Origin of the sequence: Alteromonas macleodii ATCC 27126 (assembly GCF_000172635.2) — a bacterium.
Lineage (GTDB): Bacteria > Pseudomonadota > Gammaproteobacteria > Enterobacterales > Alteromonadaceae > Alteromonas > Alteromonas macleodii.
This window is the reverse complement of record NC_018632.1, coordinates 3,121,614-3,147,941: the sequence shown is the minus strand read 5'-3', so window position 1 is coordinate 3,147,941 and position 26,328 is coordinate 3,121,614. Positions and strand designations below refer to the sequence as shown.

Annotated in this window: 22 protein-coding genes; 8 read left to right on the top strand and 14 right to left on the bottom strand. The window is 44.0% G+C overall.

The window, feature by feature from the left end:
* Nucleotides 1-66 precede the first annotated feature (66 nt).
* The 7 genes from MASE_RS13490 to MASE_RS13460 form a co-directional block, all read right to left on the bottom strand.
* A complete protein-coding gene (locus MASE_RS13490) occupies nt 67-3,522 on the bottom strand; it encodes a DUF748 domain-containing protein (RefSeq protein ID WP_148275227.1) in 3,456 nt (1,151 codons plus the stop codon).
* A 145-nt stretch (nt 3,523-3,667) separates the two neighbouring features.
* Nucleotides 3,668-4,258 carry a DUF2780 domain-containing protein gene (locus MASE_RS13485; protein WP_014950298.1) on the bottom strand — a complete coding sequence of 197 codons (591 nt, stop codon included), beginning with the start codon at nt 4,256-4,258 and terminating at the stop codon, nt 3,668-3,670.
* 306 nt (nt 4,259-4,564) lie between these two features.
* The gene (locus tag MASE_RS13480; RefSeq protein WP_014950297.1) at nt 4,565-5,806 is read right to left on the bottom strand and encodes a M56 family metallopeptidase; all 1,242 of its coding nucleotides are present in this window, start codon (nt 5,804-5,806) and stop codon (nt 4,565-4,567) included.
* On the bottom strand, nt 5,799-6,191 hold the full coding sequence (locus MASE_RS13475) for a BlaI/MecI/CopY family transcriptional regulator (RefSeq protein WP_014950296.1): 393 nt from the start codon (nt 6,189-6,191) through the stop codon (nt 5,799-5,801). The genes MASE_RS13480 and MASE_RS13475 overlap by 8 nt, the downstream gene beginning before the upstream one ends.
* Nucleotides 6,192-6,353: 162 nt before the next feature.
* On the bottom strand, nt 6,354-8,339 hold the full coding sequence (locus MASE_RS13470; RefSeq protein ID WP_014950295.1) for a class I adenylate cyclase: 1,986 nt from the start codon (nt 8,337-8,339) through the stop codon (nt 6,354-6,356).
* 169 nt (nt 8,340-8,508) lie between these two features.
* Nucleotides 8,509-9,168 (bottom strand): hypothetical protein, encoded by a 660-nt coding sequence (locus MASE_RS13465; protein WP_014950294.1) that lies wholly within the window; start codon nt 9,166-9,168, stop codon nt 8,509-8,511.
* A 175-nt stretch (nt 9,169-9,343) separates the two neighbouring features.
* Nucleotides 9,344-9,919 carry a DUF4136 domain-containing protein gene (locus MASE_RS13460; RefSeq protein ID WP_014950293.1) on the bottom strand — a complete coding sequence of 192 codons (576 nt, stop codon included), beginning with the start codon at nt 9,917-9,919 and terminating at the stop codon, nt 9,344-9,346.
* Between the two features lie 252 nt (nt 9,920-10,171).
* On the opposite strand from MASE_RS13460, the gene MASE_RS13455 reads away from it, so the two are divergent.
* The 3 genes from MASE_RS13455 to MASE_RS13450 all read left to right on the top strand — a co-directional run bounded on the left by MASE_RS13455 (nt 10,172) and on the right by MASE_RS13450 (nt 11,801).
* Complete coding sequence (locus MASE_RS13455) at nt 10,172-11,026, top strand: major royal jelly family protein (protein ID WP_232362765.1); 855 nt, start codon at nt 10,172-10,174, stop codon at nt 11,024-11,026.
* Nucleotides 11,027-11,100: 74 nt separating this feature from the next.
* On the top strand, nt 11,101-11,232 hold the full coding sequence (locus MASE_RS20435; protein WP_269719631.1) for a hypothetical protein: 132 nt from the start codon (nt 11,101-11,103) through the stop codon (nt 11,230-11,232).
* A gap of 17 nt (nt 11,233-11,249) precedes the next feature.
* Nucleotides 11,250-11,801: a DsrE family protein gene (locus MASE_RS13450; RefSeq protein ID WP_014950292.1), complete on the top strand. Its 552-nt coding sequence runs from the start codon at nt 11,250-11,252 to the stop codon at nt 11,799-11,801.
* 56 nt (nt 11,802-11,857) lie between these two features.
* On the opposite strand, the gene MASE_RS13445 is transcribed toward MASE_RS13450, so the two are convergent.
* Complete coding sequence (locus tag MASE_RS13445; RefSeq protein WP_014950291.1) at nt 11,858-13,534, bottom strand: acyl-CoA dehydrogenase family protein; 1,677 nt, start codon at nt 13,532-13,534, stop codon at nt 11,858-11,860.
* A 249-nt stretch (nt 13,535-13,783) separates the two neighbouring features.
* Here MASE_RS13445 and MASE_RS13440 point away from each other — a divergent pair, with 249 nt between their 5' ends.
* The 3 genes from MASE_RS13440 (at nt 13,784) to MASE_RS13430 (ending at nt 16,668) form a co-directional block, all read left to right on the top strand.
* Entirely contained in the window at nt 13,784-14,389 is a 606-nt protein-coding gene (locus MASE_RS13440) for a PaaX family transcriptional regulator (protein ID WP_232362764.1), read from the top strand.
* A 379-nt stretch (nt 14,390-14,768) separates the two neighbouring features.
* On the top strand, nt 14,769-15,881 hold the full coding sequence (locus MASE_RS13435) for a hypothetical protein (protein ID WP_014950290.1): 1,113 nt from the start codon (nt 14,769-14,771) through the stop codon (nt 15,879-15,881).
* A gap of 319 nt (nt 15,882-16,200) precedes the next feature.
* A complete protein-coding gene (locus MASE_RS13430; RefSeq protein ID WP_014950289.1) occupies nt 16,201-16,668 on the top strand; it encodes a hypothetical protein in 468 nt (155 codons plus the stop codon).
* A gap of 204 nt (nt 16,669-16,872) precedes the next feature.
* Here the strand turns inward: MASE_RS13430 and MASE_RS13425 are convergent, their stop codons facing one another.
* The gene (locus tag MASE_RS13425; protein WP_014950288.1) at nt 16,873-18,216 is read right to left on the bottom strand and encodes a M24 family metallopeptidase; all 1,344 of its coding nucleotides are present in this window, start codon (nt 18,214-18,216) and stop codon (nt 16,873-16,875) included.
* A 160-nt stretch (nt 18,217-18,376) separates the two neighbouring features.
* A complete protein-coding gene (locus MASE_RS13420) occupies nt 18,377-18,757 on the bottom strand; it encodes a VOC family protein (protein WP_014950287.1) in 381 nt (126 codons plus the stop codon).
* Nucleotides 18,758-18,862: 105 nt separating this feature from the next.
* Here MASE_RS13420 and soxR point away from each other — a divergent pair, with 105 nt between their 5' ends.
* A complete protein-coding gene (gene soxR, locus MASE_RS13415; RefSeq protein ID WP_014950286.1) occupies nt 18,863-19,339 on the top strand; it encodes a redox-sensitive transcriptional activator SoxR in 477 nt (158 codons plus the stop codon).
* 6 nt (nt 19,340-19,345) lie between these two features.
* Nucleotides 19,346-20,326, top strand: coding sequence for a 23S rRNA (adenine(1618)-N(6))-methyltransferase RlmF (rlmF, locus tag MASE_RS13410; RefSeq protein ID WP_014950285.1), 981 nt, complete (start codon nt 19,346-19,348; stop codon nt 20,324-20,326).
* 118 nt (nt 20,327-20,444) lie between these two features.
* Here the strand turns inward: rlmF and MASE_RS13405 are convergent, their stop codons facing one another.
* The 4 genes from MASE_RS13405 to betB form a co-directional block, all read right to left on the bottom strand.
* Nucleotides 20,445-21,167, bottom strand: coding sequence for a TorF family putative porin (locus tag MASE_RS13405; protein WP_014950284.1), 723 nt, complete (start codon nt 21,165-21,167; stop codon nt 20,445-20,447).
* A gap of 138 nt (nt 21,168-21,305) precedes the next feature.
* Entirely contained in the window at nt 21,306-22,523 is a 1,218-nt protein-coding gene (locus MASE_RS13400; protein ID WP_014950283.1) for a choline transporter, read from the bottom strand.
* A 170-nt stretch (nt 22,524-22,693) separates the two neighbouring features.
* Complete coding sequence (gene betA / locus MASE_RS13395) at nt 22,694-24,346, bottom strand: choline dehydrogenase (RefSeq protein ID WP_014950282.1); 1,653 nt, start codon at nt 24,344-24,346, stop codon at nt 22,694-22,696.
* A gap of 18 nt (nt 24,347-24,364) precedes the next feature.
* Nucleotides 24,365-25,831 carry a betaine-aldehyde dehydrogenase gene (gene betB, locus MASE_RS13390; protein WP_014950281.1) on the bottom strand — a complete coding sequence of 489 codons (1,467 nt, stop codon included), beginning with the start codon at nt 25,829-25,831 and terminating at the stop codon, nt 24,365-24,367.
* Nucleotides 25,832-26,328 lie beyond the last annotated feature (497 nt).

Below are 26,328 nucleotides of genomic sequence, written 5' to 3'. Positions count from 1 at the left end.
CTTTTTTGTTTAGTGACCTTATGGAACCCTAAATTATAGGGTTTTATTTTCAAGCCAACCCGTTCATTACTTCGCTTCTAACGTTAATTCCACACCGCTAAATTCGGTATGTAAGTCGTGCTGGGTATTAAGCAAGAATAAGCGATTCGCTTCTACCTCAGCTTCATTTGCCAAATAACCTTTCACCGCTTTACTGCGCGCGTCAGCCAGAAGGATTAAGTCACTTTCAGGGATATCAATGTTGTTACGTAGTTTGTTGTATCGGGCAATGCTTAATGCTCGGTTTACATTTTCTTCGTTAATGACTTCCTTATTGTTATCAGCACTCTTTTGGCTCTGTTCATTGTCTGAATTTGCGAGTTCAGGGTAAAGCTGCGCCACCATGTTGTCATATTCTTGATTAAGGTCAGGTGTAAACACCTCAACATAGTAGGATAAAAGCGCATCGGCTAACGGGCCTTCCAGTGGGATATTACTGCCACTTATTGAGTCGCGCTGTACGCTGCCAGGGGTGTTGGAACTTTCATTTTCACCGCCAGCAAGAGAATTTTCGTTAGTGCTAGCGTTGTCGGAAGTAGCAGATGCATCAGCATCGCCGCTTCTTGTTAAAAGTGTAGTGTTTAACTGACGTTGCGCTAGGGCACTTGCATCAGACATGGCGTTGACAGTACCTTCGATATTAACCCTAAGTCCTGGACGTTTTTTAAGTGCTTTGGCAAGGGTATTCAGTTTTTCTTGAGCGTCCGCATTTAGCGAATGCTCTCCAAACCCAAACTCAACGTTGTCGAGTTCGTCGTCACTGCCAACCAGGTTCGCAAGTAGCGAAAACGGTGCAGTAACAGCTTTGGTAATAATATTGCCAATAGCATTGAGGATAATGGAGCCGAAACTGAAGTCCGGACTATCGATATCGCCAGACACATCCAAACCCAAATCGATAACGCCGTTTCTGTCTTCTAATAACGCAATGGCAAGCCCAAGTGGTAAACTCAATGCCTGCTCAGAATTCGATTTCTTGCCTAACGTTAATTGGTCAATAACCACACGGTTCTTACCTTCCAGTGCTTTACCATTCAGTTTGTATTGCACAGCCAAAGACAGCAAGCCTTTGTCAATGTAATAGCCCATGTAGGTGCCTGAGTAGGGGTTAACTGAAGTGAGTTCAGCGCCTTTGACTGAAAAATCTAAATCAAGGTCTATATCATCTTTTAATGGGTGAATAGTGCCTGCTAGTTTGACCGGAGCATAGTTGTCTATCTTTCCGGTGATATCAACATTGGCAGGGGAAGTTGAGCGAGAGTCAATTCCCAATACTTTGCCATTTAAACTTTCTATAGCAGACGCAAATTTTGGCGTTAATGAATGGTCAGCAAAGTACGCTTTGCCGTTTTCTATTGATATGGTGTTAACGGCAATGGCCAATTCGTTGGCTTGTGAAGGCTCAGCTGTAGTGCCCGCAGGCACGTTTGCGTTTGATGCTTTCGACGTGGTTGCGCTGCCATTTTCGCTGGCACTTTCACTGTTAGCGGACTTGTCTGATGAAGCGACAATCAGCTTACTCACATTGGTCTGTTTAGCTTCATCAATAATAAGTCGTGCAAATGGCGCTTGTAGGTGAATGTTGTCTACGCGTAGCTGGTTCGATGCGTGGTCAAATTCAATGTTGTCTACATTTAAAGACTGCCATTGTAGTAGGGGAGAGCTGGCGTCATCCAATACACTTAAATTATCAATGCTAGTACTCGCCTTAACGTTTAATGAGTCTATATCGTCTTTATCAGCGGCGTTCTTAAATGCCCCATCAAACTCAATGTTTAAATTAAATAGCCCATCTTCAAGGGTCACATTTGCGTGGGGAGAAACGTACTGCTGGAACTGACTTAGCACCAGCTGTTCAATCGCTGCTTTACCCTGCACAGTTTGTTCTGCAATAACTACGCTGCCGCTACTGCTTAGTGCACCTTTGGATGTGTCGCTAAACGTCTGTGGGTCGGCAGAGACATGTAAACTGGTGGTGTAGGAAATAGGTTTAGATAAGTCAGTAGTGACTTTTCCGCTTTTAATATTGAGGTTGCTGATGCTGTAGTAAGTACCGTCACTTACGCTACGCTCTATAAGGTCAATGCTACCGTCATTAAATGCAAACTGGTGAAGCTCAACATACCACGAGGTCTCATGTGCTAGTTCTTCTGTGCTGCCGGTTGCTACGTTGGAAACGTCCTCATTTTCTGTTTCACTATTTCCCTTTTGCGCTGCGCTATTTCCTTCTTGCGCTGCGCTGGGGTTAGCGTTAGCTGATGTAGCATCTGCCGCTGGGCTTTTTGGGGTAAACAGACGCTGTAAATCAAGCCCTGACTTGTCAAATAGACCCGACACTCGAACGTTGTCAAAAGCAACTTCAGCAATGCTAACTTGCTGTTCTAATGCGTTTACGTTTATATCGTGTATGGCAAACGCGGGTATGGCAATGATCTCTTGCGAACTCTTGGCGGTGCCTGTTGTGGCTGGCGAAGAATCAGCGTTAAACACAAGGTTGTTAACACCAAATTCGCCACGCTCTAGAATAAACTGGAAGGCTGTATCTTGTTCAAAAACTTCAGCATGTAAGCTTAAGTTAATCTTGCCGTCTACTAAATCTGCTTCTATCAAATCTTTCGAAAGTGACCAAAGCGGCGTAAGCGCTACATCGTTTATCGTGATGTCTGTCGTAACTTTTAGTGGAGATAATTGAAACTCGCCATCAATGGCGATGTTACCTTTCTCTGCGGTGAGCAAGTTAAATTGATATTGGTTGAACGCTAACTTACCTTTTGATTGAGCACTCTCACTTTTATCGCTTTTAGGGTTAGCGTTTTTGTTGCCAACACTGCTTGAACTGATCAAAGCGTGAGTATCCAAATCTTGCAAGTCAACGCTCAATTCTGGGTAATCAAGTAGGGTGTTGGTCACCTTGTCTTCAATAACCACTCGCCCTTCGTTAAGTGCAAAATCACGTAACGTAATTCGGGGAATTTGCCCTTCGCTAGTGTCATTAGGCTCTTCAGGTGCTTTTGTACTGCGTTTCTCTACGTGGGTAAGAATGTCAGAGAAGTTGAAGATTTGTGTGTCTTCACTTTCGCTTAAACGTGCAATGGAAACAAAAGGTTCGTCTATGGTTAGCGATTCAACGGCAGGAGTGAAGGTGAAAAGTGATTGCCAGAATCCAACGTCCAGTGAAACATTGCCTACGCTAAAGAAATGATTTTCTTGGTTCTGGATTACGGCGTTATCTTCGCTTTCATTTGAAGAGTGTATATTTGGATAGATAACAAAATTAGTCACTTCTATTTTTAGCAAGAAAGGGTTGATTGCAATATCTTCAACAGCAGCATCTCTTCCAGTGTTTTCTTTCACTATGTTGGGTAACTTTGCCTTTAATACCGCAGGCGTAACTACGCCGATAAGAAGCGCGTAAGTAAGGTAGATGAGAACAAGATAAGTGGATAGTCGAAACCATTTGGGCTGCGTAGAAAACCGAGACATTGCATTTTGCATAGGCGATTAGGCTGTGTATTTGAGTGTAAAAAGATAAACAGGAGTTGCTATTTCACCAAGCTAAAAGCCCCTGCAAAAAAGTTAAAGCGTATTAATTTGGATTGTAGAAGAGAATTAATACGCCTTAGACAGGTTACAGAGCGGTTAGCAAATTATCTAGGCCAGATTTAAACAACGCCTGTGTTTCTTCATCTGCATTTACATTTAAATACGAGCTGATTTGAGTGACAAAGCTGGCAATCATATCGGTTGAAAGGCCTAGCGCTTCAAATTGTTGCTTTAGGTCGTTTACCGACTTAAGCGTAGAGCTGTACTCAGAGGCCTTGTTGAGTAAGCCTGATAGTGAAGAGCTTGAGCTTGCTGCTGAGTTACCACTAAGAGAGGGAACATCTTCAAGCAGGCTATCAATACCTGGAATGCTGCTTGCCAACTGGGCGTAATCAGCGCCTGAAAGGTTGCCTTGTACATAGTTCATAATTGACGCTATGCCACCTTCCGATTGGTTTTCAGACACGTTAAGGTTACCTGCAACTGAACTCACTAAGCTAGCCAAGTCGATATTAGATGCTGCGCTGGTTGCCATTTCAGTTAGGCTACTGGAAGTAACTGTCGATTCCGCTTTCTTACCGCCTAACAGACCTTTAAGCTGATCAATATTGGCATTAGCACAAGTAGTAAAAAAAGTAAGGGCAAGCACTGTAGGTGCTAAAACGATACGATTCATTATAGATTTCCTTTTTGTACACCAGCAGCGAAAGCCCGTCTGGAGTAACTTGATTGAAAATAACCATAGCAATTGCGCTATCGACTATTTAAACCTTCCATAAATTAGAAGTTTTCAGGTGTGTAAATACTCACATTCTAACGTAGTGAGGTCGTAAATTCTCTATAGAAATTGTAAAGGCACTTTACATTTTATAAGAGACTTGGGTGATCGAGTGGTAGTGTGCAGTAGGCAGGAACTAAGTCAACTAGACAAAACACTAAAAGGAGCGATACGCTCCTTTTAGTATTCTGATAATTTTGGGGCTTACTTGCTCTGTTTGGGTGGAACGATTATACGCTCTACATCAGGGGAAGCATTCTTTTCAACACTCGCCGTATCAAGAGAGGCTCCGAGTTGATAGTCTAGCTGCACCAGAAGGCCGGTCTGCCTCACGCCTTTGCCACCTTGAATACGAGGCTTGTATTCCCATTGTTTCAGGGCAACTTTTGCGCTTTTATCAAACACGCCAGCAGGCACTGATTTTACTACTTTTACATTATCTGTAGCGCCCGTTTCAGTAATATCGAAGGAGAGTACAACGAAACCTTCAACATTTTGCTGTGCTGCTTTTTCTGGATAGCTTGGTGGAACGCGTTTAACCGGCGATGCCTGGTTAATCTTAGCTTCAGATTTGGTCTCTGCTACTGGCGCATTGGCTAAAGCCGTGTTGATGGTGAGCATGGCGGCAATTGAAAGTACGCCTGCAGCCAGTACCTTATTGTTACGCATAGGTTGCTTTATCGCGTTTAAACGTTTGATCATAGTCCTTTTTTCTCCAAAGGTTGGGTAAAGCCCGCGTGTAAAGTGCAGGGCGTCTGAACCATGCTCGGCACACTGCACGAGTGCTTTTGCATAGGTAAGTTTTTCGTTGTCTGTCTTGTCTTTCAGTACTGCGTGATCACAAGCCAGTTCTTGATTAATTCTGAAGGGTTTTAGCGCAAGCCAAACTAGTGGGTTGAACCAAAATACAATAGCGATAACCAGCGCTAACGCGTTCCACAGGTGATCGTAATGTTTGCGATGCACATTCTCGTGCTCTAATACCAGTGCTTGTTGTTGAATCGAAAATGCACTTTTAAATGAGAAGGGAATAAGCACCTTTGGCAAGATAAAACCAAATAGCATAGGTGTGGTAGCTTTGCTGGAATAGTAGGCATTGGTGTGGATAGCGTGGCGCTTTCCTATCGATGCCCATATTTTAAGATGATGCGCTAAGACATAGGCTGTAATTGCGCTTACGCCAATTGCCCATACAGTAAACCAGGTTTCAAACTCAACGGTGTTTAATGTGGGCTTAACGCCAACCACATAGCGAGCAAAGCTATTTGATGGAATGTTAACCAGCGACATTGGAAGATTGTTGACTATTAGGCAAGCTGGTATCAGCGCCCATAGCTTATAGGTAAGCGAAGCCCCAATTCTGTTAGTGAAAAAGTGTTCGCACACCATGAGTAAAACAAGCGCTAGCGAAAAAATACCCTGCTGAGCAATAATCCAATCAATCATTGTTTTCTTCCCATTTCTTGATAAGGGCTTTGAGCTCGTCCACATCTTGTTTAGATAACGAGTTTTGATTTGCAAAACCGGCGACCATAGGGGCGATCTTGCCTTTAAACAGTCGGCTAACAAAACTTGTAGTTTCTTTCTTTGTATAATCTTCTTTAGCAATCAGTGGATAATAAAGATACTGGCGCTGCTGCTTTTCAAACCCTAACACTTCTTTTTTTACCAAGCGGCCTAACAAGGTTTTGACGGTTTTTTCGTGCCAGTCTTTTTTGTCATTAAGTCGCGCAATAACCTCGTTCGACGTGGCAGGATGGTCGTCCCACAGTACGTCCAGCACTTCAAATTCAGCGTTTGAAATTTCGGGTTTGTCTGACATTTTACTCATAATTACGACGTCTTTTATTTTGATTACATTTGTAGTCCATGTTTTTAGATTACACTTGTAATTCTAAAGCGCAAGCTTTTTCTGCATATTTTTTAAACGGAGAGATAGTGTGAGATGGAGTACTACGCTTGGCGCTTCTTTGAAAGCGTTACGTTGGGTGTATCAGTATAAAACGGTGAAATTAAGCTCGTTAGCTTCTAAGAACTCGCCGAGTATTCGTGCTTGTTGATTTCCACGTGGCACCATTACATAGCACGGCGGCTTTGGGGTTACTTCTTGTAAGTCGTACCACAGCGTATCAAGCACGTCGCTGCCGTGTCTCAAAAAGGTTTCACCCCAAGACGTCGTATAAAGAATAGATACATTCTCTACCGTGGCTTTTTGGCGTAGGGTGGGGAAGTTCACAATAGCAAAACATGCGGTTATGCGTTCTGGCGCCAGCAAGTCATTACGCGGTAGTGACGACACTTTGACTGGAGGAAAATACTTGCACAAATGCTTAAGCAAATCGTTCAAGTCTAGTTCGCTCACTTCACCGTAATTGTAATCGAGATAAACCTTACTGTTTGTATCTATTATTTTGCTCGACACAAGCCAGACCATCAGTGCAATGGCGCTAGCCGCTTGAGTAACTTTTTGCGAATCGTCGATAATGCCCGATTTACTCAGTAAATCACCAGCATAAGCTGACCATACTTCATCACCATTTTTGAGCTGACGCATAGCAATGGTGATCTTTTCACAGTAAAGGCTTTCGTCAAAAGCGCGTCGCAAAAACTCAATTTTATCCGGCTTTTTAGCGTAATAGGTACTTAATCGGCGACCCAGAACGGTCATGTCTTTTTGATCCATCACCTGTTGATGGTGACTAATCTCTTTGGAGATGCGGCGATAACACTTTAATAAAAAGCGGTGAATTCGACGGCTCAGCTGCACACGTTCATTGAATGTCCAATCTTGTTGGTTATCCAAGTGGGCAAGTAGTTTGCGGCTCCACCCCCACTGTTTTGCATACGAGGCCATAATTTTGCGTTTGAAATTCGCTTGCTCACCTTCTACAAGCGGGTGGCTCAATGTACACCCACATTTCAAATATAAACACTGCTGCAATACAGCAATATCTTCCGCCTGACCATTGGCTTTGTAATGAGCGATGAGTTCGTCAAACATGAGTGCGTAGGGGTCGATATCTGCAACATGCCCTGGAGCTTCAGCACCGCGGTGTACATGCTTTTTCAAAAGGTTGCACAGTGGTTGTCCGTGAGAGATATTGGCAAGGTATACTTCAAGCTTTGCCATTTTTAATACGGACTTGAATGGCGAGTCCATGGCTTTGCCTAATTGCCAGATGGCGGCGCCAAAAAGTTCGCTTGCGTCTAGTCGCTCTAGGTGACCCAAGTCCATGAACCAGTCTACGTCTGGTGAGCCGCCTTTTTCCAAACTATTGTAAATAGCCTGATACTGCTTCTCTGTTGTTTTCTCTGGAGTAAGCCACCAAAACGGCGCTTTACCTGCTACCACTATATTGGTGTTGTAAAACTCAGCTTTTAGAAACAGGGCTTGCGCCGAGCCCGCGCTTTCACCTTCAGCGACGCCAAAATCGTTTTGCTTAACCTTATCTATTTCAGATAAAAAGAAATGCACTTCAATACCAAAGGTGTTATCCGCCCATTTTTCAATGGCTGTTAGCTTTTGTTGAAGTAAAGCCAGCTCAGTAGTCGAAAAACATTTACCGTCAATACACACCCAAAAATCAAAGTCTGAGTCGTCAGTCTGAGCAATAGTCCCCACGCTACCCATTAAAACCAGTGCATCAACCGCCCGCTGTCTTGGCCAAATTTGCTTAATGTCTGAAAACAAGTGACTCTGTGCAGGAAAACAGCGCTGCAAAGCTTGTTCTACATCAGGTCTAAACGAGTAATTGTTGATACCAAATGGAACGGTTTCACCCGAGGTGAGTGGGGCCACATATCCTGGAAGGGCTTCGTGGTTAACATGTACAAGAAAGGGAAGCACATGAAAAAGCGGCCTGTGCTTTTCAGGCATGAGCGTAAGTGCACGCTCAATACGTGCTTTGTTGTATCGCAATACGCGCAATAACCTAATGGTAAGGTTTTGCTGAACGGAAAGCGGCTGTTGCGCTGCCATTATGTCAATCTGCACTTCATCATGCAGCCAAGCATAGCGTTATTTCGCGTCGACTTCCTCTAATTTCGCACAGAAAAAGTGATTCTTAATTTGTGATATTCCGTACTTATCTGCTCTCGTGTAAGAGGGAGGTAATGAATAGAGACTTATTCACTTTGTAAGATTGCTCTTACTGCTTCTCAAATGCATCAATTAGCGCATCAGTTTTACCATCGGCAGAAAAGCCGAACCCGTTTTTATTGAATATCAGCGTATTGTCAGACGTCACTGACGTGCGAGCTTCTTTTAAAAATGACTGGATAGTCGCTTCGTCAGTGCCTTTCTCTTGTAGTGTTGATGCAAATGACGTGGCATCTCCCCATTCTTTGAACTGAGACAGACGAGATGTTTGTTGAATAAGTGACGTAAGGTTGGTGTCCTTTTCTAGGTACTGTTGTAGCCGCAACGTGGTTTTATCAAACTCTTGCTCGCCCTGACTGCTTTCAATCACCAGCTCACCTTTACTCACTGTTAGCTTTGTATCGTCTGAAACACCAAGTTTTGCCGCTAAATCACTTAATTCCGAGGCAAGCTTTTGCCGATTAAAATCGAGGTAGTTTGCAATTGTGTTGCCGTTGAGTGAGGCCTCGCCGCTTTCTATTTTTTCAAGATATGTGTCAATTTGATTGCCCTGTAGTTCACCATTAAACGCACTGAACGCATCACCGAGAGCATTAGCCTGCTTGGATTTTTCTACAACATCTTGAAGTGCGCTTTGGGCATTTGCTGTGTCGCCCAAGTAATTGAATAGTGAAGGTGAAGATGACAAGTGGCTGTATGTGGTATCCATTTCTGACTCTGTGTAGCTCACTTCATAGCGTGGGGCATAAAAGTGGGGGACCTAATATAGGCATTCATACGCAAAATCAGCGCCAAGTTCATCGTTATGAAGAGTTTTTATGGAGTAAGGGCTCTTGCGAGCCCTTAGCGAAGAAGTCGGTTCTTATTGGTGCTCCAGGTGTGAGCTATCTGTTAGACGGATATTGCTCAAGGAGCTTGATGACGAGTTCATCAAGTTTATTTTGAATGCTGATACTGTCTTTCGACTCCAGCTCTACCGCTCCCGACGCGCTGTAAACAAATGTACCGTCTTTAACCATGTCAATTTGAAGCCCTTGTTGAAGCGTGGTTTGCTCTCCAACCGGAATGCTAAAAATGCTGCCCAATGAAATGCCGCCAGAGCGACCGTAACTTCCGGTGCCCAGCCCTAGATTCAAGGTGGTGCCATCCTCTTTAGTGGTGGTGGAAGGTAGGTATCCCACCGCGATATCGGCGTCCTCCTCCGAAGATGGGGTGAGGCCTTTCTCAATGAGCCGCTGGGTAATGGCTGAGGAAAGATGATTGGCCAGCGTCGCGTTGATTGGGTTTAGAGGAGGCTGAATATAGAACGTTTTAATATCGGCAAAGTTTTGTGTTTCATCCATATTTACCTGAGGCTTACTGCTACTGCATGCGGCAACCACGACCATGCATGCTGTTAAAAGTAGCACTTGTTTCAAATACTTTGTCTTTTGCATTAAACCAGTTTCACGTTTTTTCATCATACTGCTGTGCATAATTTTCAGTAAAGTTTGTTAGCTCTTAACTTAAACGAGAGCATAGCGTGTTTTGGATCTCATAAGCGGTAAAGCAAGTTTCACCGCCTGATTTTCGTCAGCCTGCATAGATAAGCCGCTAAAAGGTGTTCCACATTCACAATAAGACCGTATGCTTTATTCCATTCAGTTTTGTTAATGCGCACCGCTTTGTGGTGTGTGCTGACAAGCTAAGCCACTAATTAAAGGTAAAAGGACATGAATACAACGCGTATAAAACAAGGGGTACTTGCCACCAGTGTCGCCGCACTTTTTTCTGTAAATGCAATCGCGCAACATTCATCAGACGCGAATGTTGAATTAGTGGGCGACATAAAGGGCACGCAAATTACCGGTGTTACGGTAAGTAATGATGGACGGGTATTTGTGAATGCGCCCAACTGGCGTGACGGCGTTCGCTTTTCCGTAGCTCAGGTTACCGACACCGGAGAATTTGTCGCTTACCCTAATAGCCAAACAAATGAATGTGTGGCACAAAGCGAAGTAAGAAAAGACTGCTTTTTAGCGGTGCAGTCAGTGGTTGCGCACAAGGATAAGCTGTATGTGTTGGACACCCGAAACCCTAAGTTTAAAGGTGTAGTGGATGCACCTCGCTTATTTGTTGTTGATTTAGCCTCAAACGAGATAGAAGGAACCTTGATACTTAGCGAAGACGCTTACCATCCTGATTCGTATATTAATGACTTGCGAGTAGACGAAAAAACGAATCGCATTTATATGACCGACTCGGCTCACGCGGGTTTAGTGGTATATAACCTTGATGACAATACCAGCTATCGTATTTTAGATAACCATAAAACCACTAAAGCTGAAGTCGATGCGTTAAGTATTCAGGGCAAACCCTTTACTATGCCTGTTCAGTCTGACGGGATCGCGCTAGATACGTTAAACGACACACTATATTTTCACGCATTGTCTGGTTATTCGCTGTATGCCATCAACACATCAGACATCGAGAAATCGTCAAACGACGTGTTGGCAGAAAAAGTGCGAAAAGTAGCGACGACAGGCGCACCAGATGGCATGATTTTCATCAAGGTAATGTTTATTTAGCTGACCTGGAAAAGCAAGAAGTACAGTACCTCACGCCAAGTCTAGACCTTCGCACCCTTGTGAAAGGTGATGTGGTGAATTGGGCTGATACCTTTAGTATCTACAACAATGCGCTTTACTATACCAATAGCAAAATACAAGATGCGGGTAGTGATGTTAGCGACATGACATTTGAAGTGTATAAGACAGCGCTACCTGCGCGTTAAAGTTCGAGGAATTAGCAATGAGCATCACAAAAGGGATTGGCAGCGCGTCACTGGGGTTTGCAGCAGCACTCTTAGTAGCCGGGCAAGCTTCAGCTAAATCAGATTTTGATTATGGCCCTGTGTTTGACACTTTCGGCAAGCATGCTCATGTTGAGGGCGTAAGTTTTCCTGAAAATCAGACGTTCAAGGTTGCGTTTGACGTAGCCAAAGCGGCAAGCCCTGGTGAGGTAAACCGCAAGTTTGAGTCGCTGGCACGGTTTATCAATATGCACGTAGCCAACGGCGTTAAGCAGGAAAATCTTTCGCTTGCGCTTGTCGTTCACGGCTCTGCCACAGAAGAAGTGCTTAAAACTGCAAACTTCAAAGAGCGTAAGGGCTTACCTAATGGAAACGAAACGCTACTTGTAGCGTTGATGGAGAAAGGTGTAGACGTAATAGTGTGTGGGCAGTCTGCCGCTGCCCATGGCGTTGAAAAAAATGCGTTGATAGACGGAGTGAATATGGATTTGTCAGCCATGACAGCCCACGCGCGCCTGGCACAAAAAGGGTATTCGGTTAACCCTTTTTAAGTGGTGAGTTAATTCCTCTTGCGCACAGGAGCTTAACTATAGCTCCTGTACATTGTCTAGCTAGACGATACCTGCCCAAACGCAATAATTTTCTCAAACGGTGTGGTGTCGGGTAATGTACCTAAGGCAAAACCACATGCATTGCCAAGCCTTGATTCACAGAAGGTGTGGGCAATGTCGATAAGGGCGTTGTCGTTATTAAGTGACGTAGCAAGAAGTGAACATGCTTGTAGCGCTAGCGCCATTTGTTCTGTTAAATATCGGCTGCGCGTTTCCATATTCTGCGTGTTTGATAGCTCGTCAAATAGCTTACTAAGATGAATATCATAGTGCTTGTTTTTGCCTGCTTGTGTTTTAAGCTCACTAAACAAAGCCTCTTTTACACTGGGCTCTTTGGCGAGTGCGCGCAGTACATCTAAACATTGTACGTTTCCGCTTCCTTCCCAAATAGAGTTCAGAGGCGCTTGGCGATAGTATCGTGGCATGGGGTTTTCTTCAACGTAACCAATACCGCCTAAACACTCTTGAGCTTCGTTAACAAACATAGGCGTGCGTTTACAAACCCAGTATTTTCCAATGGCGGTGGCCAGCCTTGCCAGTGCAGCTTCATGATTATCGCTCGATGCACTATCAACCGCTTTGGCAACGCGCATAGTGAGTGCAGTAGCAGCCGCACATTCAATGGTGAGGTCTGCCAACACATTTTGCATTAAAGGCTGATTGACTAATGTCTTGCCGAATGCGTCGCGATGACTTACGTGGTGTAAGGCGTGAATCAGTGATTGTCGCATAAGTGCTGATGAGCCAATCATACAGTCTAACCGCGTAAGCGACACCATATCTATGATCACCGGCACACCACGGCCTTCTTCGCCAATCAAATATGCCGTGGCTTCCTGAAATTCAACTTCAGACGATGCATTGCTCCAGTCACCCAGCTTGTCTTTCAAACGCTGAATTCGCACGTTATTGAGTGCACCATTTTCCAACAACCTTGGTAGCAAAAAACAGCTTAGTCCGCCTTCGGCTTGCGCAAGTATAAGATGAGCGTCGCACATGGGGGCTGAGAAAAAGAATTTATGCCCTACGATATGGTAACTTCCATCAGCCTGTTTCACCGCTGTAGTGGTATTACGCCTAACATCCGACCCACCTTGTTTCTCAGTCATCCCCATACCAATAGTCAGTCCATGTTTCTGACTAGCAGGCAGGGAACGAGGATCATAAACACCATTAATGGTTTTCTCTAGGTATACGGGCGGCAGCTGTTTTCCATACCGCATGGCCGGAATAGCTGCGTGGGTCATAGTCAGCGGGCAAGACGTGCCAGACTCAGCCTGATAATGCATATACATTAGCGCTGCCCTGAAGGTGTGTGCGCCTTCAATGCCTTCATGCTTCCACGAATAGTTGTGTGCATTGTGCTGCATCGCACTTTCCATAAGCGCGTGATAGCTGGGATGAAACTCAACATCGTCAATGCGGCGGCCATAGCGGTCGAATGTGTGGAGAGTTGGCTTATTCTTATTAGCAAGCTCTCCGTGAGCCATAAGTGCATCCCCCGCGATTTGACCATACTGGCCTAATAACCCTTCGTCATGCTGGTGGGATGATGGCAAATGCTGAACGACTAACACGCGCAGTAAGGTGTCATCACGCCACAAATTGTAGGGCGTGGAAATGGTGGGTTGGTTTTCTACAACGTGCGTAACAAATCGATTTGATGAAGTCATGGCATTTCCACTTGGTGAATATACAAGGTGTACCCTTGAAATGGGCTTTTACTTTAAAGGGCTACGTTAAAGCACTATCTCCAAGTACTACCTTAAAACATTACATTAATAGTTGTAAATTGGTATTTCATGTAATGTTTGTGCGCGGCGCGTGTTTATATAATGATGAATGCGTATATGTTTGGCCTTAAGCCAACTTATATTTTAATTAAAATTACGTCCTATCTGAGACAAAGAAGTAAATAGAGTTTGCAATTAGAAAAACAGAAAAAGCCCAATGCAAGAAAGCTACTGCTAAAGCTATTGGGCTCCCGTGACAATATTCAAATGAATGCCAGCGCAGCTGTTCGCGTAGGGGCGCTGTTTGGTATTTCTGAAAATAACATTCGGGTAACGCTCACGCGTTTACAGTCTGCACAGCTTATTACCTTGGTTGAACGCGGTTTTTACAAGCTGGGCGACAAAGGCATTCGTTTTGCAAAGGAAATTCATCAGTGGCGAGAGGATGAGGATGGGCTTGTACCCTGGCAAAACGATTGGGTTGTCGCTCAAACCAGCACGCTTCCTAAAAGTGATAAAAAGCAGCTCAGAAATAATGAACGAGCGCTGAAGCTTTTGGGGATGAGAAAGCTGACAAACGACGTTTACCTCAGACCGAACAATTTCTCAGGCGGAGCAGGCGAAGTAAGAGACAAACTTTACACGCTTGGTCTATCGAGAAAGGCGCTCGTGTTTAGTGCCAGCGACTTTGACACTAAAGCACACAGCAGGGCGATGGGATTATGGAGCTACCTAAAATTAGAGGCACTTTATAAAGACGGATGCATCGAAATAGAGGAATCTCTTCTCGATTAACGTCTTTACCCCTTGAAGAAGCAACCAAAGAATCTTATGTGATAGGAGACAGGGCGTTATACCACTTGGTGTTTGACCCCTTATTGCCATCGCCACTTGCAGATGTAGCAATGCGTGAGCGCTACCGTAATCTAGTAAAACGGTACGATGATGCTGGCGCACAAATTTGGCACCGCTTTTTAAATCAAAACTAAGCGAGATTAAAGGTAAACAGCTCAAAAAGAGGGTTACAGATACGTTACACACAGTTGAGCGTAAATTTCACATATAGATGTATCGTGTAAGAACAGTCAGAAAGATGAGACGGTAAGTAATTATTTGGCCGCATAGAACGCTAAGTGTAATTAGCTCTAATGGAAGTAGCGTAAATGGAGAGAAGATGACCGCATCAAGACCGTTATTTAAGCATATTCGCAATCATACAGCGCTTTTCAATGAGCTTTCTCAGTATCGAAACGCCGCTGTAGATACCTTAGGGTTTACGGGGTATGAATTTCATAAAACGCCAAAGTTCGTAACCGAAGATGGAAGTCGGCTTACCATAGAGCCAGAGAGAAGCATTGTACTGCCTAAAGTTCATGCGTTGTCGGGCTTGAAGAATAAGCTGACACAGGCTATTCCCACGTTACATATGGTTGAGCATAGCGAAATAGGCTATCGCTACCCAACGGCAGCGTTGGCTGGGCTAGACGCGCCATTTATTAAACGTATGCGTTCTGAGTATTTTCACAAAGTGGATGAAGATAGAAGTATTTGCCGCCCTGTGAATTTGTCGTTCGGAATTAAAAGTCGCGGAAAAGCTGACAACCGACAAGAATACGAAGTGTGGATGCCAGATGAAGCGCCAGATCAAAATCCGCTTCCTTTGCTCATCAATGCCTATGGCGAAGACTTACCCGATGATGTAAGACACTTTGTTGAACAACCCTCAAGAGTACACGGTTGGATGGGGGTTAAGCGGGCAGCATTTGAAGCGCTTTACACAAACAAGCAACATTGTGGTGATTTGATCATTTGCGTCGCCATGAGTGTAGACGCCTACAACATTGGCGCTAAACCTGATCTAGCTTATTCTCCTGAAGCAGAAAGCTCTATTGCTGTAAGCAACGCAGAGTTTGAGTGGGAAATAGAGGGGTACTATGCTCCGCGAGGCTGGGCGTTTGACCACGATGAAGTGTGGGCAGCAATAAATCACACGTTAGAAGCTATCAATGCGCCGCTCGATGATTTATACGGCAACGAAATCATTCCTATTGCCGAAAGTAAAACGGAGCGAATTTTGTCAACATTGCAATCACTGGGCGTTAGGCAGGAAGAAGTAGACGAACTCAATCTTCAGCCTTGGGAGTTCATGCTAACCGAAAGTGAGCATAGGGTTAAAGCGCACGATCCCAGCCGTTCGGTTAATTTATTAGGTAGACTAAATCGACTCTTTTACCAACCAGAGCAGCAGTTGCCTTCACTAAATTGGATGCACGATCTTATTTTATAGGTTTAAACTTTTAAGATTACTCTACTGTCCAATTTTATTTCATATCGTTCACAAGGCTAGGCGCGCTGAAAGCAATTTCATGCGCGCTTTTTTATATTCCTTCTGAAGTCATTCTGTAACTAAAAAGACTTATATGTAAAATTTTATATAAAATATGTTTGTTTTTGTAAATAACTTTCAGTTTTGTCGTGATCTGTCTGTTTATATTGCTATTTCTGTAATTAAATTACGAAAATTGCTTTATTTTTTGAAAGTATTGTTCATAATGTATTCATCACTCAGGTGATATCTAATTTAGTTACAAAATAGGAATTCAAAAATGAAACTGTCTACTTTCGCTATTGCTCTAACATTATCTGTTGCTGCCACTCAATCTTTCGCAAAAGATGTCGTACTAAAGCCAATTAACGACAACATCGAAACACAAGCATGTTTAACTGCTGCTGAAGATGGTTTTGGTCCTGCATTGCGTCTTATCCGTTCAAAAGGTTTTAACGCAGAAGAGTTCAGTGCATCTGTACGTTGCAACGGCGAATCACTTCGCACTTTTGCTTACATGTACAAAAACAACAAGGCGACTGAAAACGCGAAAACTGTAGCACTTGTTGCTAAAAACCAAGATGTTGCGTCACAGGCTTGTCTAGAAGCGCTTTCAGTAGGTAAAGAAGCGGCACTAGCGAAGTTTGGTTTGGAAGGTGAGAACATTATTTGTAACCACAAAACAATGTCTGATTTCGTTCGCGAATACAGTGCAGAGAACGTAGTTGTTCGCACTGCTGCTGAATAAGACTGCGTTTTAGGATAGCAACCTACTGCTAATATTTAGTACAGTTTCATGGCCTTTCGCTTGAAAGGGCGAAAGGCCTGACACTTTACGCTTCGCTTAATTTAATTCTACGTAAGTCTTCTCGCATCGGCCAACCTTTAGCCGCACCGTTCAGTTTTTTCATTTCGTATAGGTCTTAAAATAGGCGTAACGCTCCACCCATAGTTATTGGTTTTCATCTGAATGAATCAAATGAAACTCAGTTTGCCTGCCATCTAAATAGGTTACTGACTGACCATCAAAAAATGCATCTTCTTCCAGCATAATTCTAATTTCTTTGTTCCACTCTTTAATAAAGCTTGCTGCATTGAGTTCTATCGAATAAGCCGTTTGTGCAAACACTGGATAGTCACCTTGAACTGGCACTCCTTCCTGTGCATCCCACATTCCTATCGTTGGACCTGCCGCGTGCCCATGAAAACCAAGCGGGTGGGTGTAAATAGCGGGCGTAATGCCTTGTTCGATAGCCTGCTGTCGCGACATACTCAAAATAGTGTTACCTGTTCTGCCTACTTTAAAATTACCGGTCAGAATGTCCTGCAACTGGTTTCCAGATTTAAGTGCTTCCTTAAGTGAAGCTGGCGCGTCTTTTTCACCAGGCTTTAACACGTAAGCATGCTGCTGTTGATCAGTATTAAGTCGAAGGTAAGTAATGCCGAAATCGACATGAATGAGATCGCCCGGCCGAATGATGTTTTCACCAGGACGCTTGCTAAACGCGGTAATTTGGTCGAAGACTTCACTGTCTTTACGTTGAATTGAGACAGTAGGATGAAACCAGTTGGTCAGCCCTAAAGCGCGCGTTTGATCACGCAGCCACCACACCACATCGTCTGTAGTTGTCACGTTAGGGGTTATAACTTCATTTGAAAATGCCGTTGCTATCAGTGAATGACCAATTTGAGTAAGTACCGGATAATATTGCATTTCAAGGTCACTGCGCGTTTCCAGCCAACCGATTGAGAGTCTTTCGCCACTTACAACGCGGCTTTTCAGCGCTTCAGGAAGTACGGCCATAAATTTATCGTGTTCGGTAGAGGTCATGCCATCAGCGAGTGCAAATGAATCAGACGTATTAATGGCAATTTTAGCGGGATTCCGGGCTTCGATAATGTGTTTCAATGCCTCCCACTGGTCGGGTTGTACTTCCTTATCCCACGCTTTTTTAAATAGTGACCCTACCGCATATCTTGCAACGGCCAAACGTTCTAGCGGTTGACCATTGCCGGGGTTATAAATGACTAACATGGTATGACGTCGTGCGGAAATCCAAGTAGAAGGTAACATGGTTTTTAAAACGGGATCTTCGTTGTATTCCCGGGACATTAACACCCACATGTCGATGCCTTCACGCTCCATAATTTGGGGCAGCACAGAATTGAAGCGTTCAACGGTGATCTTATCAATCAGCTCGCTTCGCTGTTTCATACTAAGAATGTTATTCGCCCATGCGTTTGCCGATAGGGACAACATTACTAAACCTAAACTTATCGCTAGTAACTTTCTCATCCATGTTTCCTGTCTATTATTATTAAAATGATCATAGTGCGCGTTCATTTTTAGTAAACAAACTTAGCAAACAAAAATATAAAGTAAAACGCGCACGAGTGAGGTAACGTCAATCTAACACTAAATTTGAAAGTTCAGCTAGGCGTATCACTTAATAGCCCTAGTTATATGAAACGACTTCAATCTCTATGTTTTGCTGAGCCATGAAATAAAAGCGTCTACCTGGTTCATAATCGCCATGGCTAAAAGTATTGAAATTTAGTGCCAGAACCCGCTGCTCTGTTTCGTCTAAATTAGGCACAACAATACCGATGTGGTTGATATTGGCGAGGGTTTTATAATCGCTTTCTATATCATTGATAATTTTAGGTCTGTAAAGGGCTAGGTAGTCTTTATCGTTTCCTACGTGCACCGTGTAGCCGTCATTTTTGGCGCCGCCGCTCCACCGTACTTTCCAACCAAATAGCGTACAAAGTAAGCTGGCTAGCTCATCTGGGTTTTCAACGGTGATATTCGCGTGCTCTAAGTATGCAATTGTCATGTGTTTTTCCTTGTGTAGATAATCAACGAAAAACAGCTTAATATCTAAAGCTAACTTTAGATCAAGCGTTTTTTACCGCTATTTGGAAATTGGAAAAGGGGCGTTATGGCACCAGAACCTATGGTAAGCATTGGCTTTATTGCTAAACGTACTGGCAATGCTGTTTCATTAATTCGCTATTATGCCAACGAAGAGCTTATTCCTTCTGTGCGCACAAATGGCGGAAATAGAGCATTTCCTCGCTCTGTCATTCGTAGAGTTTCCTTTATTTTGATCGCGCAAAATATGGGGTATTCCCTTGCTGAGATAAAGAGTCTGTTGTCTACACTTCCAGACAACAGAACGCCAACACAAGCTGATTGGGCAAAATTAAGCACGGTGATTAATCAGCATATCGAAGCCAAAATTGCAGCGCTGACCAGTTTGAAGACGTCGTTAGAAGGCTGTATTGGCTGTGGGTGTTTGTCATTAGACCGCTGTAGGCTTTACAATACCGACGATAAAGTGGCAGCCCAAGGTAGCGGTGCCCAGTTGCTCGATGAAAACGTGCAATCCCAGTTCTTAGTTTCACACAAAAAGTAGCGCTTCATGCACCCAAAAAATCTTCACAAGAACGGCTATCCTATGGATACGCTGTGCCAGACATACCCAGCGCTCAAGTCTTTTCTCGTTCGTGCTAAAAGCGGCAATACCAGTATAGATTTCACCAGCCCAAAAGCGGTGAAGGTGCTTAATGCGGCCTTACTTCATCACTACTACCGCCTTGAATATTGGGATATTCCTGATGGCTACTTATGCCCCCCTGTACCTGGAAGAGCAGATTATATCCACGGTATTGCTGATTTATTAAAAAGCAGTGCGCAGGGTGAGCAGAGTCAACAGGGGAAAGATCAAAACGTTCGTGGGCTTGATATAGGCGTGGGCGCAAATGCTATCTATCCTATTATCGGCGTTACATCCTATGACTGGTCGTTCGTAGGGAGTGATGTTGACGACGTCGCAGTAAAAAGTGCTAAAGCTATTGCTAGTAAAAATAGTGTGTTAGCCCATAAGTTCCAAGTGCGTAAACAATTGAATAGAGCAAGTATTTTCAACGGCGTGATTGAAGCAAATGAACGATTTACGTTTACTATGTGCAATCCTCCGTTTCATAAGTCTGCGCAAGAGGCACTGTCAGGCACGCGAAGGAAGACATCTAATTTAACCCGCAATAAACAGAAACGAAGTGGTACAAAGTTCACCGATAATCGTAAGCAAGGTTTTGGGCATCGTACATCCAAGCTACAAGGTAAAAATGCCGCTTACCAAGGTAAGGACGCAAACTTAAATTTTGCGGGCCAAGCGAATGAACTGTGGTGCGAAGGGGGTGAACTTGCCTTTATTCAGCGCATGGTTCAAGAGAGTGTCTCTGTAAAAGACAATGTAGAATGGTTCACCTGCTTGGTGTCGAAGAGTGCCCATTTGAAACCAATTAAAACCAGTATTGATTATTACGGTGCTGCGCAGTGTAAAGTGATTGATATGGGGCAGGGAAGTAAATTGAGTCGTTTTGTTGCGTGGACTTTTTAACCGTCTTATCGCTAAGTTAAATTGACCGAGTACAGTTGAAACAGCGTAGTGCGAGCACGCATAGCATTTGCTAAGGAAAGTGGCTCTTGTTCTGAAGAACCACCTTCCAATTCAACGTTTATAAGCTGAAGGTTTTTGACACACCAAACACAATGCGCTCATCGGCGGTATCAAAATCAAGATTTGTGTTTTCAGCAGCAATTTCGAAATCGAACCCTTCATAACTCGTTTGGTAAGCCAAACGGTAGTGGTAGAAAGAGGTGTCATCACCATTCCACAGCCACTTGTCACTGTCTAGTGAGTTAGATACGTCAAAGCTTGCACGTAAATGATGGTTGGGTGCGAGTTCAAAGGTATGAGCTACCATTGCGATAGCGTGTTTTGCGCCGGTTCCAAAGTAATCCCACGTGTACCAGAAGTTTAGTTCTGAGCTACCGTAGTCACTGGCATAACCAAACTTGGTATACACCTCTGGGTAATTGCCATCACTTGAATCATCGCCACCGTGATAAGAATAATAAGCGATGCCGTAGTCCAAACTCACCGTTTCGGTTAGCATTTGGTAACGACCTACGTAAAAATCCCATTCAAGGTTTGTATCGCCACCAAAATCTACATTTGATGCCCACGTGCCTGCATAAGTGCCTTTATCAAATGCTTTATCAACACCGCCTTGTAGTGCAGGGTCGTTTTGCGTTTGGCTAACGCCGTTGAAGGTATAATCTGAAACCGCAGAGATATTGGCGCTCCAATCAGCGAATGAAGCTGAAGAATATAACGCTGCGACAATAGCCACTGTGAAAATATGCGTGGATGTAAAAAAAGAATTCAAATTTTTCATTGTTAAACACCTGTTTTTATCGTTGTTTTATTTGGCCCGCTTTCTAGTTAATGCGCTTTTACGCCGGTTTCGGGCAACACTTACCCCCATTGGCTCAAAGTGAGCCAATGTTAATGAGGTAAGAAGTGATTGATTTAATTAGTTGAGATTTTCTATCTTGGTAAAGTCGATTTTGTTTTCTTTCGGCGATGTTTTGATGGCCGTCACCGATTTAAACTTCTGACTTAGAATGAAAGCAAAGCAGCTAAAGAAGATAGCGATAACTAACGCACCCACCCACTGAATTTGCAAGAAGTCTAGTTTGAACAGTAGCGTGAGTAGCGAAAGCGCCACGATATTGAGAGCAATGTAATTGCCTTTACCGATGCGTTCAACGGTCATGTTTAGATTATCTGTGTAAAGTCTAATCAGTGAATCAAGTGAGTTGATCACAAAGACGACACCCACACACACCATGGCTAAATTGGTTATCCCCTCAGTAGGAATACCTGCACTGTGATAGTGGTACAGAACTGAAAACCAAGCCGCAATGGGAATAGATGGAATGACCATCATAGCCAACATGACTTGATAAGTTTTAAGACCGCCCACGAAACGAGACGTAAACTGACCAATCATGATGCTCCAGCTGAACCACCAGAATAGATAGAACTCGTGATACTCATTAATGGGCAATACGAAGTTATCGATGTTCGCAAAGTACCCGCCAATAAGACCTAGGTTGGTAAAATAAGCCGTTATCTCACTTTCGCCAAATACAAATGCTGCCGCCCACATGCCAACAATGAGGGCGATGAATACCCATGTGGTTGTTAGGCTTAAAATACGCACGTATTTAATGCTAGTGCTCGAATATACGGCAAAAGCAATAGCTGCAAACACAATCAGGTAGAACGCAGGCACGACAGATTCTCCGTCGCCTATCGACGGTAAATACCACGGAAGGTTAGACAGTAATAGAAACGCCGTGAAAGCACAGGTTCCGATGATTACAACGTTGTTTACGAACTTAACAACGGGAAGCTCGAAGAACTTTACTTTCGGTTCGATTACGCAGAAATAAAAACAAGTAAGAAAGTAGAATCCCCAAATTAAGAATCCCCAGAACCCAAACTCAATGGCGAGCGGATTGGTGAAGGCATATTCAGGACTTGCGCTTATGTCAGCATAACCAGCAAATTCAGTGAGCGGGAACATAATAAGGCCCACGTCCAAACCTGAGGTAAAGAGAATGGCAATAAAGGTAAAGGTTCTAACTGGCGTTACGCCGACCACTTTCATGTTGCCCCATTTAAACAAAATATAGGCTACAGAAAGTAGAGTGAAAATAATGCCTGCACTAAGCCATACTGTCATTATCACCCTCCCAATATTGATAAAAATGAAACATGTTTTTTCCTTTTTTTCGTTATTAAACAGTCCACCCAACTACACATTAAAGCCTTATAGTAAAGGCGGCATGTAGGCACTGTGGAAGGTGCGCTTGTATTAACAACAAGCACACTGGTGCGAGATAGTCTAAAAATTTAGCGTTGCTCTGTTTGCCAATGCGGGTGAATATCCACGGGCACATTTTGTGGTGGCAAAGCGGGTTTACCCAGAATGATGTCTGCCGCCTTTTCCGCCACCATGATGGTTGGCGCATTTAGGTTTCCGTTTGGAATTGTGGGGAAGATAGAAGAATCCACCACTCGCAATCCTTCAATGCCATGAACATTGGTTTGAGAATCTACCACTGCCATCTCATCTTCACCCATTTTGCAAGAGCATGATGGATGGTAAGCGCTCTCAACGGCTTCACGCACAAAAGCGTCTATTTCTTCATCCGTCTGAATGTGCTCGCCAGGCTGAATTTCACCGTCTCTGAAGTCGTCAAATGCTGACTGTGCGATGATTTCTCGTGTAAGTCTTACGCATGCTCTAAACCCTTCGATATCATCTGGATGCTGCAAGTAGTTAAACAGGATTTTAGGCGGAACTGTCGGGTTAGCCGACTGTAGGGTTACGCTACCTCTACTTTTAGGTTTGTTGTGACCTACGTGCACTTGAAAGCCATCGCCATCAAACGCGGACTTTCCGTCGTATCGAATAGCGGCAGGCAAGAAGTGGTACTGAATGTCAGGCCACTCTACGTCTGCTTTTGAGCGAATGAAGGCGCAAGACTCAAAGTGATTCGTAGCGCCTAACCCAGAACGGTTTAACAACCAGCGAGCGCCGATCAACCCTTTTGAAATTAAGCCCAGTTTGCGGTTTAACGTTATTGGCTGTTTGCACTTGTACTGGAAATAAAACTCCAAATGATCTTGCAGATTTTGACCCACACCCGGCAGGTGGTGCTTAACATCGACACCTGCTTTTTCAAGAATATCTTTGTCGCCAATTCCAGAAAGTTGCAGGATATGTGGTGAGCCAATAGAGCCGGCACTTAAAATCACTTCGTTAGATGTGGCAGCAGTCTCGGTTTTACCGTTAACTACATATTCAACGCCTTTTGCGACTTTATCTTCCAGCACGACTTTAGTAACCAGCGCGCCAGTAACTATAGTTAAATTCTTACGCGATTTTACCGGGTCAAGATATTCACGGCTTGCTGAACTGCGTACACCATCTTTAACGGTCATATGCATAGGGCCGAAGCCTTCTTGCTGCTTGCCATTGTAATCGCTAGTGATGTCGTAGCCCGCCTGTTCGCCGGCTTTAATGAAGGCCGTATAAAGCGGGTTCTTCATTTCGTTACCGTTGTTAACGCCGAGTTCACCATTGCCACCTCGGTAAGCGTCGTTACCTTTGTACCAGGTTTCAGCTTTTTGGAAATAGGGTAGGCACGCCTGATAATTCCAGCCCTCTGCGCCGTGAGCTTCCCATTCATCAAAGTCTTTAGCGTGGCCGCGTACGTATACCATTCCGTTAATGGATGACGAGCCGCCCAACACTTTACCGCGTGGGCAGTGCATTTCACGGTTGTTTAAATATGGCTCTTTTTCAGTGTTGAATTGCCACGCATACTTGTCGGTATTCATAGGAATAGACAGTGCCGTTGGCATCTTGATGAAAATGCTTTTATCTGAGCCACCGGTTTCCAGCAGCAACACCTTGTGCTTTGGGTTTTCTGATAAGCGGTTCGCTAGCACGCAGCCGGCAGAACCAGCTCCAACAATAATGTAATCAAATGTCTGCATATGTACTCCTACTGCGGCTTAAAACGGGCTCTCAATTTGGCTCATACCTACATAAACCGACTTGGTTTGTGTGTAGCTATTAAGCGTTTCAACGCCGTTTTCACGTCCAATGCCAGACTGTTTGTAGCCGCCTACAGGCATTTCAGCCGGAGAGTTTCCATATGCATTTATCCAGCAAATACCGGCTTGAAGTTGGTGGATAACGCGGTGCGCACGCTGGATATCCTTACTAAATACACCGGCAGCTAAACCTAGCTCAGTGTCATTCGCGCGTGCGATCACTTCGTCTTCATCATCGAAAACTAACACGCTCATTACTGGTCCGAAGATCTCTTCTTTAACGATAGTCATATCGTCAGTGCAGTCAGTGAAAATTGTTGGCTCAACAAAATAGCCATTTGGCGCAGATGCCGGAGAGGCGGCGTTCCCGCCGGTTAACAGCGTTGCGCCTTCTTCTTTTCCTTTGGCAATATAGCCAAGTACCAGCTCTTGGTGCTTTTTAGAAATAAGTGCGCCTAGGTTTACGTTAGGGTCAAGCGGATCGCCCATAACAATATTGTTTTCGGTACGGGCTTTAAGCTCATCAATAAAGGCTTGATAAACAGAACGTTGAACGTAAACACGGGTGCAGTTAGTGCAGATTTCACCTTGGGTATAAAAATTACCAAGCATAGCGGCGCTGATAGCTTGGCTAATGTCGGCATCTTCGAATACCACAAGCGGTGATTTACCGCCAAGCTCCATTGTCACGTCTTTTAAGTTCGACGCAGCGGCGCTTTGCATCACTTTTTTACCTGTGCCTACTTCACCAGTAAACGATACTTTCTCTATGTCAGGGCTGTTTGTAAGCCACTGGCCTACTTGTGCTGCGCCTTGAACCACATTAAATACGCCGTCAGGTACGCCAGCTTCGGTGAAAATTTCAGCCAGTTTAAGCGCACCCATCGGGGTTTCTTCTGACGGCTTAAATATAAACGCATTACCTGCGGCAAGGGCGGGGCCTGATTTCCAGCAAGCGATTTGAATAGGGTAGTTCCATGCGCCAATACCGGCACAGATACCTAGCGCTTCTTTGCGCGTGTAGAAGAAATCGCCACCCACAGGTTGCTGGGTACCTAGTTGAGTAGGAGCTAGGCCGGCATAGTACTCAATGACATCAGCGCCAGTTTCAATATCAACACAGTCGGCTTCTTGAATAGGCTTACCGGTATCGAGTACTTCAAGTTTAGCGAGTTCGTCATTACGCTCACGAAGCAATGCAACCGCTTTATTAAGAATGCGGGTTCTTTCAATTGGCATCATTGCTGACCACACTGAAAAACCTTCTTTAGCGCTTTTAATTGCTTCTTGTTGAATAAACTCATCAGCCACTTCTACGTGGTAAATTACCTCACCGGTTGCGGGGTTGGTTACAGCAAAGGTTTCTTTGCTTTTGTTTGCCATCGGCTTGCCGTGAATGAAATTCTGATAAGTCGGTAATGACATGCATAAACTCCTACTTTTAAAAGGACTAAAACTTTCGCCAATTTGCGGGTACTGCGAATTAACTTCTATTACAAATACCTAATACGTAGAAATAGTTTCAAAATGATGAATAGTGTTGAAACTATTTTCTTTATTGAAGTGCTAACTTGCTCGAATAGAACACTTTCGCTTTGTAAAAGTCACCCTGTAAAAAACATCATTACCTACTGCGCCAATGGCGCATTATTGAAGGTTTTAGGACGTAATGTCGCACGTCTTTTTACTGATGTTTTTATTTTAATTGGCCGTTCAATAAAAATAAATTGTATAGTGTTCTAACTATTGTTTCAACTTGTGAGCATTGTTACAGAAGCGGAATGGCTAGGAGTAACCTGCGAAGCTTGCTGGTAAGTGAATGATTTTAAACAGTAAAAAGTGTAATCATTAAAAATATAAAGAATTAGCTATCCCCATGCTTAATTCGTTTTTGATTGACCAATTAAAGGTGCGAAAATGTT

Bases quoted from the DNA above. Each gene is read 5' to 3' on its own strand.
- betB (WP_014950281.1), bottom strand. From the start codon at position 25,831: ATGTCATTACCGACTTATCAGAATTTCATTCACGGCAAGCCGATGGCA.
- MASE_RS13400 (WP_014950283.1), bottom strand. From the start codon at position 22,523: ATGACAGTATGGCTTAGTGCAGGCATTATTTTCACTCTACTTTCTGTA.
- soxR (WP_014950286.1), top strand. From the start codon at position 18,863: ATGGCACCAGAACCTATGGTAAGCATTGGCTTTATTGCTAAACGTACT.
- rlmF (WP_014950285.1), top strand. From the start codon at position 19,346: ATGCACCCAAAAAATCTTCACAAGAACGGCTATCCTATGGATACGCTG.
- MASE_RS13480 (WP_014950297.1), bottom strand. From the start codon at position 5,806: ATGATTGATTGGATTATTGCTCAGCAGGGTATTTTTTCGCTAGCGCTT.
- MASE_RS13430 (WP_014950289.1), top strand. From the start codon at position 16,201: ATGAAACTGTCTACTTTCGCTATTGCTCTAACATTATCTGTTGCTGCC.
- MASE_RS13490 (WP_148275227.1), bottom strand. From the start codon at position 3,522: ATGTCTCGGTTTTCTACGCAGCCCAAATGGTTTCGACTATCCACTTAT.
- MASE_RS13420 (WP_014950287.1), bottom strand. From the start codon at position 18,757: ATGACAATTGCATACTTAGAGCACGCGAATATCACCGTTGAAAACCCA.
- MASE_RS13470 (WP_014950295.1), bottom strand. From the start codon at position 8,339: ATGGCAGCGCAACAGCCGCTTTCCGTTCAGCAAAACCTTACCATTAGG.
- MASE_RS13475 (WP_014950296.1), bottom strand. From the start codon at position 6,191: ATGAGTAAAATGTCAGACAAACCCGAAATTTCAAACGCTGAATTTGAA.
- MASE_RS13445 (WP_014950291.1), bottom strand. From the start codon at position 13,534: ATGACTTCATCAAATCGATTTGTTACGCACGTTGTAGAAAACCAACCC.
- MASE_RS13460 (WP_014950293.1), bottom strand. From the start codon at position 9,919: ATGAAAAAACGTGAAACTGGTTTAATGCAAAAGACAAAGTATTTGAAA.
- MASE_RS13435 (WP_014950290.1), top strand. From the start codon at position 14,769: ATGACCGCATCAAGACCGTTATTTAAGCATATTCGCAATCATACAGCG.
- MASE_RS13465 (WP_014950294.1), bottom strand. From the start codon at position 9,168: ATGGATACCACATACAGCCACTTGTCATCTTCACCTTCACTATTCAAT.
- betA (WP_014950282.1), bottom strand. From the start codon at position 24,346: ATGCAGACATTTGATTACATTATTGTTGGAGCTGGTTCTGCCGGCTGC.
- MASE_RS13450 (WP_014950292.1), top strand. From the start codon at position 11,250: ATGAGCATCACAAAAGGGATTGGCAGCGCGTCACTGGGGTTTGCAGCA.
- MASE_RS13485 (WP_014950298.1), bottom strand. From the start codon at position 4,258: ATGAATCGTATCGTTTTAGCACCTACAGTGCTTGCCCTTACTTTTTTT.
- MASE_RS13455 (WP_232362765.1), top strand. From the start codon at position 10,172: ATGAATACAACGCGTATAAAACAAGGGGTACTTGCCACCAGTGTCGCC.
- MASE_RS13425 (WP_014950288.1), bottom strand. From the start codon at position 18,216: ATGAGAAAGTTACTAGCGATAAGTTTAGGTTTAGTAATGTTGTCCCTA.
- MASE_RS13405 (WP_014950284.1), bottom strand. From the start codon at position 21,167: ATGAAAAATTTGAATTCTTTTTTTACATCCACGCATATTTTCACAGTG.